Source organism: Aminobacterium thunnarium (assembly GCF_055390565.1).
On the sequence record NZ_AP042412.1, the window covers coordinates 985,631 to 1,001,046 of the forward strand.

Consider the following 15,416-nt stretch of genomic DNA (forward strand, 5'->3'; position numbering starts at 1 on the left):
TCTATTCAATCCAGTAATTAGGGGCCTCCTTGGTCACGACTACATCGTGAGGGTGGCTTTCTTTTACAGCCGCTGGTGTTATTTTAACAAATCGAGCAATTTTATGTAAATCCTCTATTGTTTTTGCTCCAACATATCCCATTCCGGCACGCAATCCACCAACAAGTTGGTAAACAACGCCAGCTATAGGACCTTTATGAGGGGCAAGACCTTCAATTCCTTCTGGAACCAGCTTCTCACTTGTTGCTGATTCTTGGAAATAGCGATCTTTGCTGCATCCATTTTTCATTGCACCCAATGATCCCATTCCGCGATAGCCTTTAAATGAGCGTCCTCTATAAATTACAACCTCGCCGGGGCTTTCCTCTGTTCCTGCAAACAGAGATCCTATCATTACAGTATCTGCGCCACCAGCTAAAGCTTTTACAATGTCTCCTGAATAACGAATTCCACCATCTGCTATTACTTTTCTTCCTCGGGCGTGGGCTACCTGAGAAACGTTAAAGACAGCAGAAAGCTGTGGAACACCAATGCCAGCAATAACACGGGTGGTACATATGGAACCAGGTCCTACTCCAACCTTTACTGCATCAACTCCAGCGTCAATTAAAGCTTCTGCTGCTTCTGCAGTAGCAATGTTACCACCGATAAGAGGCAAGTCTTTATATTTTTTTCGTATATCTCTTACTGTCTGAAGAACTTTTGAAGAATGTCCGTGCGCTGTATCAACAACGATAATATCTACTCCACTTCTAACGAGAGCTTCTACCCTATCGAAAACATCTCTGCTGGAACCTACAGCTGCTCCTACACGAAGACGTCCGTGAAGATCTTTACATGCGTTTGGAAAATCCTTTACCTTTTGGATATCTTTTATTGTGATGAGTCCTTTTAATTTCTGTTCTTTATCGACGAGGGGTAATTTCTCAATTTTATGTTTCATAAGAATATCTTTAGCTTCTTCAAGAGTGGTTCCTTCGGGAGCTGTTACTAAATGCTCATGAGTCATGATAGCAGAAATATCCTGTTCATAATTTGTTACGAAACGGAGGTCTCTGTTTGTGATAATTCCTACGAGCTTTTGGTTATTGTCTACTATTGGAACTCCAGAAATGTGATAATGCTCCATCAATTCCAATGCTTCTTTGACTTTATCCTCTGGGTGAAGAAAGAAAGGATCAACAATAACTCCTGCTTCTGATCTTTTGACCATGTCTACTTCTTTTGCCTGCCTATCAAAGGGCATATTTCTATGAACAATACCTACGCCACCTTCACGTGCTATAGCTATAGCAAGCCTACCATCTGTAACTGTGTCCATAGCAGCACTACAAATAGGAGCATTAACCTGGATATCCGGCGTGATGTATGATTTTACATCTACGTTAGCAGGAACGACTTCACTATATCCAGGGACAAGCAACACATCATCAAAAGTAAAACCCTCATAGGGTACAAATTTGGTTTCAATAGACATTAAAGAACCTCCTCTTTCTATTTCTCTATGCTTTTCCTAGTCGTTGGATAGTATTCTCTTTACCCAACGCTGCCATTTCCAAGGGGATAGCTGGCCCCTTTTCTTCTCCTGAGAGAAGAAGTCTCAATGGATGGAAAAATTCTTTCCCTTTTAGCCCCTTTTCTTTTTGCCAGCTTCTAAGAGTTTTATCGAGGACACTTGGTTCCCATTCAGTTATTTCGCGAAGGACATTAATAATCTCTGGCATCCAATCAGGTGAAATACTTTTATTCTCATGAAACGAATCTGGCGAGGCAAAAAGCCATTTGGAAGATTCTAAAACGTCATGAGGCGTAAGGCAACCCCCAGAAATATCTTCAAGCAACAAAATAACGAAATTTTTATTCATTCCTTCAACAAGAGAAGGAATTGAAGGGTTTAATCTTACAAGTTCATTAAACATCCACTGTGCTCCTCTTGCACGCAAAGCTTCAGTTTGCCAATAGTTTAAATGTGTTTCATCATGAACTGGCGAAGATGATGAAACATGATCTATAGAGAATGCATCAATTATTTCTTTTTGCGATAGAAGATTTACGGAAGCATCTGCAGACCAACTCAGAGTAGAAAGATAGGCAATGAGTGCTTCTGGTAAAAAACCTTTTTCTCTAAACTCTCTAACAGATTGGGCTCCAGTTCGTTTACTTAACTTTTGTCTATCAATGCTTATTATCATCGGAACATGTCCATATAATGGAGAACCCAACCCTAAATTTTCTTGTATCAGCGTCTGAAGAACAGCATTTTTTATATGTTCGTCGCCCCGTATGACATGAGTAATATGCATAAGGGTGTCATCTAGAGCTGCTGTAAAAAGATATGTAGGCCAACCATCTGACCTTTCTACTATAAAATCACCTATTTCGGAATAGTTAAAGGAAATGTCACCATGAACTATATCTTTTAAAATAAAAGTTCCTGAATCAGGAACAGCGAAACGCCAACACGGGCGCTCTCCACTAGAAATTCTCTTGTCAATTTCTTCTGTTGTAAGAGATCTGCAACGGCCATTATATCGAGGAGGGTTTCCATTTTGCAGCTGTATCTTACGATCCTCTTCCAGTTGTTCCGGGGAGCAGAAACAGGGATATACAGCTCCAGTTTCTTTTAAGATTGCAAGATAATGTTCATAAATATCTCTTCGTTCACTTTGAATATAAGGCCCACATTCGCCGCCATTCCAGGGGCTTTCGTCAGGAACTAATCCCAACCATGACATATCTTCATAAATCATATCGGTATATTCTTGCCGAGATCGTTCTTGGTCAGTATCTTCTATTCGTAAAATAAATTCTCCTCCATTTTTTTTCGCAAACAACCAATTAAAGAGAGCTGTTCTTGCTCCCCCTATATGGAGTAATCCTGTCGGAGAAGGTGCAAATCGAGTTCGAATCATTAATGTAACCTCCCGTTACGAGAAAGAGTTGCAACTGCCGAACACATCATACATTCAGCGCGTCCAACCGGCCCAATATGTTCTCCTGATTTTATTTTGATATGTATTATATTCTTTTGTTCTTGAATTTGCGCAAAAGCACTTTCAAGTTTCTGGATAATGACGTCAATATACGGAGCTAAATGTGGAACTTGGGCTTGTAGGGTAACGTCTATCCATTCAATTTTCCAGTTTTCTTTTTGAAGAAGGGCGAGAACTTCTTGGAGCAGCTCAAACGAATAAGCATCTTTATATATAGGATCATTTGCAGGGAAGATTCTGCCTATATCAGGAAGTCCAGCTGCACCTAATAAAGCATCCATTACTGTATGAGTTAAAACATCCCCATCAGAATATCCGTCAAGCCCTAAAGGAGAATCAATAGGAACCCCTCCTAAAATCAAAATTCTTGAAGGCACGAGAGGATGGATGTCAAAACCATGACCTGTTCGGTATTCTTTTTTTCTTTCAACAAGAATTTCTGCAATTTTAAAATCATCAGGATATGTCATTTTCATATTCAATGAATCACCTTCCACTGTTTCTAACAAACACTTTGACTTTACCCACACCTCAGCTTCATCTTTATATGACACATTGTCTTTCAACATTTCCAGTAAAGTCGCTCGAGGAAAGGCTTGAGGGGTTTGTGTCCGATACATTTTATCTCTAGATACAGAAGATACCATAATATTTTTTTCAAGTCTCTCTATTTTTTTCAGAGCATCTGTTACAGGAAGAACCGGAATGACACCATGTTCTGAAGAAACAGTGTCCATTATTCTTTCGCATAATTTGACGGATAGAAAGGGTCTTGCAGCATCATGTATAAGAACAAACTCTTCATGAGCCGATTTCAAGGCTTTTTTAACAGATTCTGTTCGTGTTGTTCCTCCGGCTATTACAACATAACATAACGGGAACCGAGTAATTTTTGCTACTTCTTTTTTTACTCTTTCTACGGCAAAACCAGGAACAACAACAATAACTTCATTTATTTTTTTCTCTTCTAAAAGTTCTTCTGTAACGGAAAGGCTCCATTGCCAAAGAGGTTTTTCTCCAAGATTACGAAATTGTTTGGGAGAGCCACCCATGCGCTCTCCCAAACCTGCTGCCGCTATAATAAAAGAAAATCGTTTTATTTTTTTCTCTTTTATTGCGCTCATGCCCGAACCTCACGGCGTATTCGTCCAAAGACCATACGTCCTGCAGACGTCTGAAGCATAGAAGTAACAACAACTTCTACACGTTTACCAACATAATCTTCTCCATCTTCAACAACAAGCATTGTTCCATCGTCAAGATAGCCGACTCCTTGATGAGGCTCTTTCCCTTCTCTAATTACATCGACAATAATGGATTCGCCTGGTAAAAGCATCGGTTTTAAGGCATTCGCGAGATCATTGACGTTCAAAACGATTACTCCCTGAATCTGAGCAATCTTATTAAGGTTATAATCCGTTGTTAAGATTTCTCCGCTTATTTGCTGGGCTAACGCAACAAGGCCACTATCTACGGTATCAACCTTTAATTGTTTTAAAGTAGTTTCCATTATCTCTACTTCAAGGGTAGAAAGTTTTTGCAATTCATTTACCACATCTAGTCCTCTTCGCCCACGAGTTCTACGAGCTGGATCTGTGGAGTCTGCAACGGCTTGAAGCTCTAACAGTACAAAACGCGGTAAAACTAGGACTCCTTCCATAAATCCTGTTCTTGCAATGTCGAGAATTCGCCCATCAATAATGACACTTGTATCGAGTATTTTTCTCGGAGCGCACCATTCTTCTTCAATTTCTTCAGTTGGTAACCCTTTTTTATTACGAAATTTCTTAGTTGAAAGGCGCTCCTTAAGGGCTCCTAAATTAAAAACACCTCGGATATCTTCTTGCCTCTTCCAAAAAATTCTTGCTCCAAGATATCCAAGAACAATATTGAGTACCACAGCGATATAACTTCCTACAGGCAGATCAAAAAAAGGAACCGCTATGAGATTTGCGATCAGCAAACCGACGATAAGGCCTAAAATAGCAGAAGAAATATCTTGCCAACTCAAATTTTTAAGGTGAAATTCAAATAAGGCCCCTATAAAGCCAAGTCCTTTAAGAAGTAAAGGCGTAATAGCCCATCCTATGAGGGCAAATACTGCGACACACCCCATAACGAAAAACATCTGTTTTGCTAGCCAAACTGGTAGCCATGCACGAACAGACTCAGATAAGGGTGCTGGAATAAATGGGATAAATAACATTGCAAGTTGATATCCAGCTATCCCCAAAAACAACATTACAAGAATTCTACATGCTCTTCGTATAACACTTCCAAAACCATCAGCCATGAATCCTCTCACCTCCTCTTATTTATACTCTTCTTCACATCCACACGAGATTCAAAGGCTGCATGCAATGTAATCCTGTCGGCAAATTCTATACTGCCGCCTACGGGAAGTCCATAGGCTAAGCGACTGATTTTAATGTCAAGATTTTCAAGTTCCGAGAGAAGGGAATAGAATGTCAAATCACCTTCAACTCGAGGGTTAGTTGCTATTATGACTTCTTGAACTCGAGTACGTATAATACGCTCTCTTAAACGTTCATACTCCGAAGGGGGTAAGTCTTCTCCGTCAAGAGGAGATATCTTCCCTCTTAATACATGGTATAAACCATTGTAAATTCCAGCTTGCTCCATACTTAACAAATCTTCAGCAGATTCAACTACGCAGAGAATATTTTTTTCACGAAACGGATCTGTACAAATAGCGCACGGGTCGACGTCAGTAATATTTCCACACTGGGAACACTCATATAAGCGGTCTTTTAAACCATGGAGAGAAGCAGCCAGTTCCTCAGAGAAAGAAGCTGGCTGCTGAATAATATAAAAAGCCATCCTCCGGGCACTTTTTTCTCCAACTCCCGGCAAGCGTTTTAAAAGCGTAACAAGTTGTAACAGTGACTCTGGAAGTGCCACGTTACATTAACCCCAATGCTCCAAGTGCACCAGATACTTGCCCCATCCTTGCGTTTGCTAACTCTCTGCTATTTTTAAGAGCATCAGAAACTGCCGCAAGAACAAGATCTTCAAGCATCTCAATATCATCAGGATTGACAACTTCCTTTTCAATTTTTACAGAGACAATATCCCCTTGCCCATTGGCGACTACTGTGACCATTCCGCCCCCTGCATTACCTTCTACTCTTTCCTGGGCAAGTTCTTCTTGTATTCTCATCATTTGAGCCTGCATTTTCTGAGCTTGCTTCATAATTTTATCCATTTTCATAACACATAACTCCCCTTTATCAAAATGATTAATGATGATACGACATTCTCTCATGAATAGCGATAGCCCGATATACCTGTTCCGTAAGAAAAAGTAAACACAATTCATGAGGAAACGTCAATTGAGAAAGTGATATTTTCTCTTGGCTACGTTCTTTCACTCTCTCTGACACTCCATATGCACCGCCAATAACAAATACCAGTCTCCCCCTTACCTCCCCTACTCGTTTATAGAACCATTGAGAAAAGGTGGGACTGGTAAACTCTTGCCCTTTTTCATCTAATAAGACAAGATAGTCGCGTTCTTTTATCCGTTTTAAAAGAGCATCTGATTCCTGTTCTCTAGCTTTCTCTGCCAAAGAGACACCACGAGCCTCTGGTACATATTCTAGCTCCAGAGGAATATACGGACGACAACGCTTCATATATCCGGATATTAAATCTGCAATGTTCCGGTTTTTTGGTTGGCTCACCACTATTATAACAACTTTCATTTGAATCACTTCTGTGGAAGAGAATAAACTTTATTTTTTTTCTTTTTAGATAATTTCTTTATTGCATAACGCTCTTGGCGTTCTCTTTCTGACAAAATATCACGAATTCTGCTCTCTTCTTCTTGCAGTTCAGGAAGCAGATTGTATTGAAGAGTATTTATCTTCATCATAGTTTTAGATAGTTCTTTTTCTAAAGAAGTTAGTTTAGCCTTTAAATTAATGTATGTCCATATTTTATTTTCTACTTTTTTCATTTCGTCGAGAAGTTCGTCAAGATAGAGAGATGTCATCGCCGGATCATATGTTAAGCCTGATAAGGAAAAACGACGGTCTTCAATTCGCTTAAATTGAGCAAAACGGCATCCCATGAGAGTATGCCGCTCTGAAGTTACTCTCAAACTTCCAACATCAGGTTTCAACAGTTGCATAACAGATTGCCCCTCGTACATTCGGACTAAAGTATAAACAAAGGAAATACGCTTTATATGTTCTCTGAAAAGGGCATCAAGCTTTTTAAAATTTCGACGATCTTCTTCTAAAGCACGTAGCAATGCATCTCTTTTTTTCTCTAAAAGCTGCTTCCCATATTGAACCGTAGTCATTTGACGACGAATATCCAGCAACTGTTCTCTTGTTGGTGGTCGAATCCCCTTACTCATGGGTTCCCAGCTTTTCTGTTATATAGTGTTCTGGAAGTCGATAGAGTTCCCTTGGAGGCAGTTCAGCAAGACATTGCCAAGCTATTTCAACTGATTCTGCTATTGTCCGATGGGTCACCCTCTGATCGACAAAACTTTTCTCAAATTTTTCTCCAAATTTCAAATAGAGGTGTTCTGTTTCAGTAAGTCCGTCGTCGCCTACTATTAATCGAAGGCGCGAAAGCTCTTGTGCCTTGGCATATGAAGCGTATAACTGATCTGCAAGAGATCTATGATAATCGAATGTCTTTCCCTTACCAATCCCTTTATTCATTAATCGACTCAAACTGGGAAGAACATTGATGGGAGGATATGCACCTCTGTCATGAAGTCCTCTATCAAGAACAATCTGTCCTTCTGTTATATAGCCTGACAGGTCAACAACAGGATGGGTCATATCATCATCAGGCATCGTAATAATAGGAATTTGCGTAACACTTCCCGAACAATTTTCAACACAGCCGGCTCTTTCATAAATTTCAGCCAAATCTGAGTACATATATCCTGGGTAACCGCGTCGTCCAGGAACTTCTTCTCGCGCAGCACTTATTTCTCGAAGAGATTCGCAATAATACAGCATATCTGTCATAACAACGAGAACATCGTAGCCTTTTTCAAAAGCAAAATATTCAGCGGCTGTTAAGGCCATACGAGGCGTCAATAATCTTTCAACAGCTGAGTCACTTGCAAGGTTCATAAAGAAAATACCATTATTTATGGCGCCAGTTGCTTCAAAAGTATCTATAAAGTAACGTGCTTCTCTTCTTGTGATTCCCATTGCTGCAAAGATAACAAGAAATTCAGATTCGCGTCCGGGAACACGTGCTTGTTGCACAATTTGAGCAGCAATCTCATTGGCAGGAAGTCCCGAACCAGAGAAAATTGGCAACTTTTGTCCTCTCACTAACGTGTTCATAATATCTATTGTCGATATGCCTGTTTCAACATAAGCATTCGGACTTGTTCTGCGAACGGGATTAATAGGCATACCTGTTATGGGGAGTTCTTTGTCGACGAATGTAAGAGATGTGCCATCCATAGGACGACCTCTCCCGTTAAGGACTTGCCCGATAAGCGATAGTCCCACTGGCATTTTAACAACATCACGATCAAGCCATACTGTAGTTTGTCCTGCATTGAGTCCCATTGTCCCATCAAAAACCTGAACAACACAAATATCATCTTGTATTTGTAATATTTGGCCAGATCGAACACCTGTTGGTGTTTCTATACGAACAAGTTCAGCATAACCTGCTTCACGTATGCCAGAGACAAAAATAAGCGGTCCTGCTATTTCTGAAATGGAACGATAACCTTCTAAAAAGAGCTTCATTCAGGAACCACCACCAAACTATTGAGCTTTGCATCAAAGTTTTTCAACCATAATTCATATCGTTGTTCCATATCTTTTTCAGAAACTTCTCGCAATCGTAAAAGTTCTACTCTCAAGGGAAAATCTGCTATTTGATCATAGAGCAAACCTGATTCTATTCTCCCTTGAACCATATCATCAAGACTGTGTAATAATTTAAGGAGCATAAGCTGTTTTTTCATAGAACAGCTTGCGTCTATATCGCTAAAAGCATTTTGCTGCAAATATACAACTTTTATCGTTTCAACTTGAGCCAATAACCATTTATCTTTCTCAGAAAGGCCATCCCGACCTACAAGCTGAACAAGGTCTGTAAGAACTTTTTCTCGATCAAGCATTCCTTTTAAATAACTTTTCAGTTTTTTCCATTCGGGACCTAATTCTTTTTCAAAAACTGGAGCTAGGCTGTCGTCATAAAGAGTATAACTTTGTTGCCAATTTATCGCTGGGAAATGACGTTGTTGAGCTAAACGCTTATCAAGCCCCCAAAAGGCACCGGATAAGCGGAGACTTGCCTGAGTGACAGGTTCAGAAAAATCTCCTCCTGGAGGTGATACTGCATTAATAACAGTTACAGAACCTTCTCGTTCGGGGAATCCCAACAATGTCGCTCTACCTGCCCGTTCGTAATATTGCGCAAGGCGGGTTCCCAGGTATGCGGGATATCCCTCTTCCCCGGGCATTTCTTCAAGCCTTCCCCCTATTTCTCTGAGTGCTTCTGCCCATCGAGAGGTAGAATCTGCCATTATAGCAACGTTATACCCCATGTCTCTAAAATATTCTGCCAACGTCATACCAAGATAGATACTGGCTTCGCGCGCAGCAACAGGCATGTTAGAAGTATTTGCAATAAGTACCATTCGTTCCATAAGAGGAGCGTCATGAAATGGATCTGTAAGCTCTGGAAATTCTTCAAGAACTTCTGTCATCTCATTTCCCCGTTCTCCACAACCTATATAGACGATAATGTCAGCATTACACCATTTAGCCAATGACTGTTGAGTCACTGTTTTCCCTGTGCCAAAGCCTCCAGGAAGTACTGCGGCTCCTCCTATAGCAATAGGAAATAGCGTGTCAAGAATCCGTTGTCCAGTTAAGAGTGGTTTATCGAAAGGAAGTCTATTTAATACAGGCCGCGCATGGCGAACTTCCCATCGTTGCTTCATGGATAATTCTTCGCCAGTATCAAGATGGCATATTCTTTCTTCTACAGTATATTCCCCTTCTGAAGCAACCCAAAGAACAGTTGACGAACGAGTACCGGGAGGAGCCATAATAGTGTGGCGTAAATAAGAACCTTCTATGACATATCCAAGAAACGATCCCGATTCAACTCTATCGCCCGCTTTGACTAAAGGGATAAAGTGCCATTTTTTCTTAAAATCTATAGTTGCAAGGTGTATTCCTTTTTGAAGGTAAATATTATCTTTTCCTAATACTTTTAATGGACGACCTATTCCATCAAGTACGCTGCTAAGAATACCAGGGCCTAAATCCACGGCTAAAAGTTCACCTGTAAAAGAAACAGGTTCCCCTTTAGCAACTCCACCAGTATCTTCATAAACTTGTATATCTACATATTCTTCCTGGATTCTGATAACTTCACCGAGAAGTTTGCTTTTTCCTACGTAAGCAACTTCAAACATCTTAACTGGCGCATGAATAAAAGCACGTATAACAGGACCAGATATACCAGTTATAATTCCAGAAGAAGGTGTACTCATTATTTTCACCTCAGTCCGTTTCTATCTGTAACGATGGGAAAGGTATCCAAACAGGATTTTGCATTTTTTCAAATCGTTTTCTGTAATTATCGGGCAGATTTCTAAACCATGTCTCTTCCGCAATAATAAAAGCTATAGATTCATCAAGTAATTCTCGATAAACAACATGTATCTCCGAAGGGTTCTCACATATAATTCCTTCAAAACCTTCGAGACTCCAGAGATCTACAAATAACTGCGAACCTACGGCTATAGCTCTTTTTTCTTGCGTAACCATTTATAACCACGTCCTTCAAGTTAACTTTAAACTGGAATAAGACGAGATAAAAGTTCTTTTTCCGGTAACCCCATTGAGATTCCAACAGATAAAAGATTTAAATTCTGCCATTCAATAATGTATTTGGCTATATATCCCATTCCCACTTCGACGCCAAGAGGATTAGCTCGAAAAAGATCAGCTTGCCATTTTATAAATTGAACAAACAGTGCGCGCTGAAATTCTTGAGGAGTGCTATTCTCAATAGCTCTAATAATTGCTTGCCATGGAGTCTGATGTACAAGCTCCATCAAAACTGTAGCTTGAGATAATTTTTTAATAGTAAGCCATTGGCCATTTTGAAGATATAGTTTTAAAGCTGTCTCAGATGGAATAAAGCCCGAGCGTTGCCGAAGCCATATACCAAGATTCCACATATCTATAGATCGTCCGAGATACTCACAAAGGATAGTACTATTGCTGGAAGAATATTTATTTACATTCTCCTGAAAAAGCTTAAGCATTGATGTTAGTAATACTCTTTCTGCTTTCATGAGATCTTTTGTCCGTTCAAGTTCCACAAAAGAAGAGCTTAAAGCAAGAGCGTATGGATGGGCTTGTATCCGACATCGAGAGATAATATCCGTTGCTGTTGCTGTATTCTGCCATATATCACTGTAGAAGTTTGCTGATAAGTTCCCATAATCATGCCATTGTGGTTCTTCTCCATGTTTACTGTCAGTGTATAGAGCGCGCAAAAGAAGTCGCCCGTTCATTAGGTCAGAACGGGCTAAAATTACTCCTAAAAGGTCTTTTGCTTCCCCTTGCGCCGTATCTCCAAGAAAACGCAATTGGAGAGAAACTTCACGAGCTATCGCCGATTCTATTCGTCGCAGTGTTCCACTTCGAAGTGTTACCAACTTTTGGCGAAAACTCTCAGCATAAGGACTTTCTAGCAAAAATTGTTCAAAAGCCTTTAGGTCACCACGAGCGATAGTTTCATAATCATCTGTTTTAAAAAGGCGAGAAACTCTCCCTCGAAGGCAGGCGTTAAGATAACCGTAATTTTCGTGAGAGAAGCTCAGTTTTCCCAAGAATCTGCCCAACTTGTATCGCAAATTTCCTAATGATAGAGGGCGCAAGCTTTTCCCATCTTGTTTTGAAGGTGTTATCAACAATAAAGTCACCCTTTTCTGACATAACTATACAGCCACCCCATGATTCTAAGGCTGTATCAACTTTCACGGTGCGAACCTCTTTCTTTTGATTGAAAAAAGGTTCATCCCCGGGGTGAACGATAACATCACATGGAGCAGGACAAACAGAAAGAGCTTCATTCAACATGCTTTCCATAACCTTTTTATATTTTGCTGGTTGGCGTTTAAGCTCTTTAAGTTCAGTTTCTACCTGCATCTCTATTTCTGACGCTAAGCGATTATATTCAACAAAAAAATCCTTTCGCAATTGATTACAGATGTTCTGTTGATTCCGCTGAAATAATCTTTCTGCTTCTAAATCATGTGCAGATCGAATCTCGACAATACGCTTTTCGACACTTCTACGGCGAAGCGAGATAGCATCAGCAATATCATTTTCGACCTGTTTTTTTAAAGTTTCGATTCTTTCTTCGTGTTCTTTTCGCAGAGCATCCATAAATTGGGCCAAATTCTGGCTCGCTACTAAATCTCCCAAGAGTATCTCCCCTAGGCAAATTGTAAAATCAACATGATAGCTACAACGAAACCAAGTATAACCATAGTTTCGGGTATAGCTTCAAGAATAATCATTACACCAGCCGTTTCAGGCTTTTCAGCTATTGTTCCTGCTCCTGCACTACCTATCTTGGCCTGCGCCATAGCTGTAGCAAAAGCAGGGATTCCAACAGCCAAGGCTGCTGCAAGTGCTATTATTCCTTTTTCCATCGAAGTTCCCTCCTCCGTGAAAATGGTTTGTAGTCTTTACCGCCACCAGAGTAAAATTTCCCCATAAACTCTACATAATGTAATCGGGCTGAGTGTATACTTGCCCCACCTATAGCTAGAACAAAATTGAGTAAATGAATACATAAAGCAAGGAATAAACCTAAGATCGAAAGGCCAAAAACATCAACAAACTTTGATGCAACAAGAGCAAGTATAGCAGATGAAAGTCCTATTGCGGCGATACGCACGTAACTTAAAATGTTTCCCACAGCACCGAAAGATTCTACAAGACCACCTATTCCTCCCCCAACAACAAGAAGAACAAGACCAACGATTAAAATAGACATAGATATTGTAAAGAAACTATGGGGAAGCCATCCTTTCAAACTCACTAGGGTACTTATCAAAGCAATAAGTACCAGCAGATTTCCAGATTTTTCCATCCATATATGTTTATTTTTCGCTTTTATTCCTTCATAAAAACCTATCAGTAACCCTAATATAATATGAGCAGCACCCAATGCTATTGTAAAAGCCATGACAGGCATAACGGCGTGAGACCGTTCTACCCATAGAGGTTCAAGGTGGAAAAGACGATGGGCTACATCACCAAAAAATTCGCCGTAAGCAAGTCCCCAAATGATGCTCCAAATCGATAAAGAAATGAGTATATATCCTAGATCAGATATAATTCTTTTCTCTTTTTTTCGGTAGAGCCACCATCCTAATAACAAAATTATAGCTCCGTACCCCATATCTCCTACCATACATCCCCCAAAAAAGGGGAAAAACAAGGCAATCATAGCTGTAGGGTCAGCAGTTTTATAACGAGGTGGTTGCAGCAATTTTAAAAAAAGCTCGTAAGGCCGGAAGAAAGCTTTATTCGAAAGGGATATAGGTACCTTATTCCATTCTTCAGTGGAGGGATATCTCCACTGAACAAATACTTCATTCCCGAAAGTTCCTTTTAGATTGGTAAGTGTGGCTTCTAGCTCATCCGCAGGAAGCCATCCTTCAATAAGAAAAGCACTATCAAAAGAATGAGCTGATTTTTCAACGAGGAGCTCTTCTAAGCGCTCGTCTGCCAAAATATATAATGATGCGAAATGAGGCCCCCAAACGCGAGCCGTCTCTTTTAAGTTAGCTTGCAATTCTTCAAGGCGCAGGGGTATCCATCGTAATCCTTCTGTTATAGCTTCCGTTGAGTCAAGTAACACATCTCGCTCATATCCTGCAGGGGCTTTCCAATGTATGGCACCATATGAACGCAAAGAATTTGTCACTATTTCACGAGCTAAATCCTGAACGCTTATAGCAAGAAGTGTCTCATTTTCATTAGGAGTATACGAATGATAACGAAGGTATTCTCTATCTTTTACAGGTGTCACACGTACAATTTCGGTACGAAGAGAGGTGAGTATTTCCGATATCTCTTTTTTATCAACCCACCACAACGAAGCAACATTACCTTGATCTGCTTCTTCTTTCACAAAGGAATGAAAATGATAAAGAATGTCTTGTGATCTCTTCAATTTGAGATATAACTCACGTAAAGAATTTCTCTCTTCTGTCGTCTGAGTAAGTCGCTCAGAAAATTTATCGAGACTTTCATTTATCTCAGTCATTATTTCATTAAAGGGTAATTTGATTTTTTCGCGAGATGTAGTTATATCATTTTCTGTTAGTTCAGACCATTCTTTCCATTCTAATGATTCTAACATCCCCAAAAGCTTTCCTCTTAAAAGTCTGAGCTGATCAAGCTGAGGTGTTGTCATTTCTGTGGAACGTGGGAACTCAAGATGCAAAACGCCGAAATCATGTAATTTTTCTATGATTTCGGTTTTTCGACTTGTAACTCCCCATATGGCAAGTCTGAGCATATCACGAATCAAGAGAGCATCTTCCTTTCTCTCAGCCCACCCCCCTCCACAGTAATAATGCTATTCTGTTGTTATTTTTTATTTAGTACGAGAGCAACTGCCTCTTCTACTAAACTTTTTATTTTTATGGATTTACTTATATCGTTCATTAGGCTTGAAAGATCTTGACGAATTTCTTTTTCATAATCGATGGTTTGTTGTTTTACCCGAGCTTCTTTGTTTTGCCACTCATTTTCTATTTCCTGGATCGTCTGTTTTTCCATTTCATCAAGACGTTCGTAGGCTTTTTGTTTCTCTTCTAACAATCTCTTTTCTTCCGTTTTATATTCATTTTCGAGTTGGCAACGAAGGGCTTCAATCTGTTCTTCCACAGATTGGACCTCATTGTTACTCACTTTCCCGTTCCTCCATTACAAACTCGCAAAATGCTTCTCTGTTGATAATGCCGATGAATTTATCATTTTCAACTACAGGAAGTCTTTTAATACTCTTCCTTAACATAAGATCTGCGACTGTCATGAGACTTGCAGAAGGTTCTACATAAAATGGATCTTTTGTCATAAAATCCCTGACGAGTCTTTTGCCTAAATTTTTGAAACGATCAACGAGATGAATTTCACCATTATTCAGGAAGGAGCTTTGTGCAAGAATTTCCAGATATGTCGGAATTGCTGCTTGCAGAATATCAGATTCAGATAAATACCCGACAAGTTCCCAATCTTCCCTCACTACGGGCAACCCGGATAAGTTGTGACTATAAAGAATATGAACAGCATCTTGTATAGAATCTTCTTCCATGACTGCGGTAAGATCACGATGCATTAATTCTCTGGCGCAAGTGTTCAA

General features: G+C 39.9%; 17 protein-coding genes. All 17 read right to left on the reverse strand.

All coding sequences use genetic code 11. The features are described from left to right. Position 1: 1 nt before the first annotated feature. The 17 genes from guaB to ACZ5GY_RS04940 are packed head-to-tail and all read right to left on the reverse strand — an operon-like array spanning position 2 to position 15,416. Complete coding sequence (guaB, locus tag ACZ5GY_RS04860; protein ID WP_213695624.1) at positions 2 to 1,477, reverse strand: IMP dehydrogenase; 1,476 nt, start codon at positions 1,475 to 1,477, stop codon at positions 2 to 4. Positions 1,478 to 1,502: 25 nt separating this feature from the next. After that, positions 1,503 to 2,912 (reverse strand): glutamate--tRNA ligase, encoded by a 1,410-nt coding sequence (gene gltX / locus ACZ5GY_RS04865; RefSeq protein ID WP_464112061.1) that lies wholly within the window; start codon positions 2,910 to 2,912, stop codon positions 1,503 to 1,505. Further along, a complete protein-coding gene (gene ispF / locus ACZ5GY_RS04870) occupies positions 2,912 to 4,117 on the reverse strand; it encodes a 2-C-methyl-D-erythritol 2,4-cyclodiphosphate synthase (protein WP_213695626.1) in 1,206 nt (401 codons plus the stop codon). Before ispF ends, gltX begins: the two co-directional genes overlap by 1 nt. Next, positions 4,114 to 5,286: a PIN/TRAM domain-containing protein gene (locus ACZ5GY_RS04875; protein ID WP_213690132.1), complete on the reverse strand. Its 1,173-nt coding sequence runs from the start codon at positions 5,284 to 5,286 to the stop codon at positions 4,114 to 4,116. Before ACZ5GY_RS04875 ends, ispF begins: the two co-directional genes overlap by 4 nt. Positions 5,287 to 5,294: 8 nt before the next feature. After that, a complete protein-coding gene (gene recR, locus ACZ5GY_RS04880) occupies positions 5,295 to 5,915 on the reverse strand; it encodes a recombination mediator RecR (protein ID WP_213690133.1) in 621 nt (206 codons plus the stop codon). Position 5,916: 1 nt separating this feature from the next. Continuing rightward, positions 5,917 to 6,279, reverse strand: a complete 363-nt coding sequence (locus tag ACZ5GY_RS04885; RefSeq protein WP_213690134.1) for a YbaB/EbfC family nucleoid-associated protein — start codon at positions 6,277 to 6,279, stop codon at positions 5,917 to 5,919. Continuing rightward, positions 6,254 to 6,718 carry a 23S rRNA (pseudouridine(1915)-N(3))-methyltransferase RlmH gene (locus ACZ5GY_RS04890; protein ID WP_213690135.1) on the reverse strand — a complete coding sequence of 155 codons (465 nt, stop codon included), beginning with the start codon at positions 6,716 to 6,718 and terminating at the stop codon, positions 6,254 to 6,256. The genes ACZ5GY_RS04885 and ACZ5GY_RS04890 overlap by 26 nt, the downstream gene beginning before the upstream one ends. A 5-nt stretch (positions 6,719 to 6,723) precedes the next feature. After that, positions 6,724 to 7,377, reverse strand: a complete 654-nt coding sequence (locus tag ACZ5GY_RS04895) for a V-type ATP synthase subunit D (RefSeq protein ID WP_307880032.1) — start codon at positions 7,375 to 7,377, stop codon at positions 6,724 to 6,726. Continuing rightward, positions 7,370 to 8,749, reverse strand: coding sequence for a V-type ATP synthase subunit B (locus tag ACZ5GY_RS04900; protein ID WP_213690136.1), 1,380 nt, complete (start codon positions 8,747 to 8,749; stop codon positions 7,370 to 7,372). Before ACZ5GY_RS04900 ends, ACZ5GY_RS04895 begins: the two co-directional genes overlap by 8 nt. Further along, positions 8,746 to 10,512: a V-type ATP synthase subunit A gene (locus ACZ5GY_RS04905; protein ID WP_213690137.1), complete on the reverse strand. Its 1,767-nt coding sequence runs from the start codon at positions 10,510 to 10,512 to the stop codon at positions 8,746 to 8,748. The genes ACZ5GY_RS04900 and ACZ5GY_RS04905 overlap by 4 nt, the downstream gene beginning before the upstream one ends. Positions 10,513 to 10,522: 10 nt before the next feature. Beyond that, positions 10,523 to 10,789, reverse strand: coding sequence for a cell division protein (locus ACZ5GY_RS04910; RefSeq protein ID WP_213690138.1), 267 nt, complete (start codon positions 10,787 to 10,789; stop codon positions 10,523 to 10,525). A 26-nt stretch (positions 10,790 to 10,815) separates the two neighbouring features. Then, positions 10,816 to 11,862, reverse strand: a complete 1,047-nt coding sequence (locus ACZ5GY_RS04915; protein ID WP_213690139.1) for a V-type ATPase subunit — start codon at positions 11,860 to 11,862, stop codon at positions 10,816 to 10,818. Further along, complete coding sequence (locus ACZ5GY_RS04920) at positions 11,819 to 12,460, reverse strand: V-type ATP synthase subunit E (protein ID WP_213690140.1); 642 nt, start codon at positions 12,458 to 12,460, stop codon at positions 11,819 to 11,821. The genes ACZ5GY_RS04915 and ACZ5GY_RS04920 overlap by 44 nt, the downstream gene beginning before the upstream one ends. A gap of 11 nt (positions 12,461 to 12,471) precedes the next feature. Then, the gene (locus ACZ5GY_RS04925) at positions 12,472 to 12,690 is read right to left on the reverse strand and encodes an ATPase (RefSeq protein ID WP_013048378.1); all 219 of its coding nucleotides are present in this window, start codon (positions 12,688 to 12,690) and stop codon (positions 12,472 to 12,474) included. Then, on the reverse strand, positions 12,675 to 14,582 hold the full coding sequence (locus ACZ5GY_RS04930; protein WP_213690141.1) for a V-type ATP synthase subunit I: 1,908 nt from the start codon (positions 14,580 to 14,582) through the stop codon (positions 12,675 to 12,677). The genes ACZ5GY_RS04925 and ACZ5GY_RS04930 overlap by 16 nt, the downstream gene beginning before the upstream one ends. A 59-nt stretch (positions 14,583 to 14,641) precedes the next feature. Further along, on the reverse strand, positions 14,642 to 14,965 hold the full coding sequence (locus tag ACZ5GY_RS04935) for a hypothetical protein (protein WP_213690142.1): 324 nt from the start codon (positions 14,963 to 14,965) through the stop codon (positions 14,642 to 14,644). Next, the gene (locus ACZ5GY_RS04940) at positions 14,958 to 15,416 is read right to left on the reverse strand and encodes a CBS domain-containing protein (RefSeq protein WP_213690143.1); all 459 of its coding nucleotides are present in this window, start codon (positions 15,414 to 15,416) and stop codon (positions 14,958 to 14,960) included. The genes ACZ5GY_RS04935 and ACZ5GY_RS04940 overlap by 8 nt, the downstream gene beginning before the upstream one ends.

What these genes read in the sequence shown, in the direction of transcription:
- ACZ5GY_RS04875 (WP_213690132.1), bottom strand. Translation starts at nt 5,286, where the DNA reads ATGGCTGATGGTTTTGGAAGTGTTATACGAAGAGCATGTAGAATTCTT.
- gltX (WP_464112061.1), bottom strand. Translation starts at nt 2,912, where the DNA reads ATGATTCGAACTCGATTTGCACCTTCTCCGACAGGATTACTCCATATA.
- ispF (WP_213695626.1), bottom strand. Translation starts at nt 4,117, where the DNA reads ATGAGCGCAATAAAAGAGAAAAAAATAAAACGATTTTCTTTTATTATA.
- ACZ5GY_RS04890 (WP_213690135.1), bottom strand. Translation starts at nt 6,718, where the DNA reads ATGAAAGTTGTTATAATAGTGGTGAGCCAACCAAAAAACCGGAACATT.
- ACZ5GY_RS04910 (WP_213690138.1), bottom strand. Translation starts at nt 10,789, where the DNA reads ATGGTTACGCAAGAAAAAAGAGCTATAGCCGTAGGTTCGCAGTTATTT.
- ACZ5GY_RS04900 (WP_213690136.1), bottom strand. Translation starts at nt 8,749, where the DNA reads ATGAAGCTCTTTTTAGAAGGTTATCGTTCCATTTCAGAAATAGCAGGA.
- ACZ5GY_RS04905 (WP_213690137.1), bottom strand. Translation starts at nt 10,512, where the DNA reads ATGAGTACACCTTCTTCTGGAATTATAACTGGTATATCTGGTCCTGTT.
- ACZ5GY_RS04885 (WP_213690134.1), bottom strand. Translation starts at nt 6,279, where the DNA reads ATGAGAGAATGTCGTATCATCATTAATCATTTTGATAAAGGGGAGTTA.
- guaB (WP_213695624.1), bottom strand. Translation starts at nt 1,477, where the DNA reads ATGTCTATTGAAACCAAATTTGTACCCTATGAGGGTTTTACTTTTGAT.
- ACZ5GY_RS04925 (WP_013048378.1), bottom strand. Translation starts at nt 12,690, where the DNA reads ATGGAAAAAGGAATAATAGCACTTGCAGCAGCCTTGGCTGTTGGAATC.
- ACZ5GY_RS04895 (WP_307880032.1), bottom strand. Translation starts at nt 7,377, where the DNA reads ATGAGTAAGGGGATTCGACCACCAACAAGAGAACAGTTGCTGGATATT.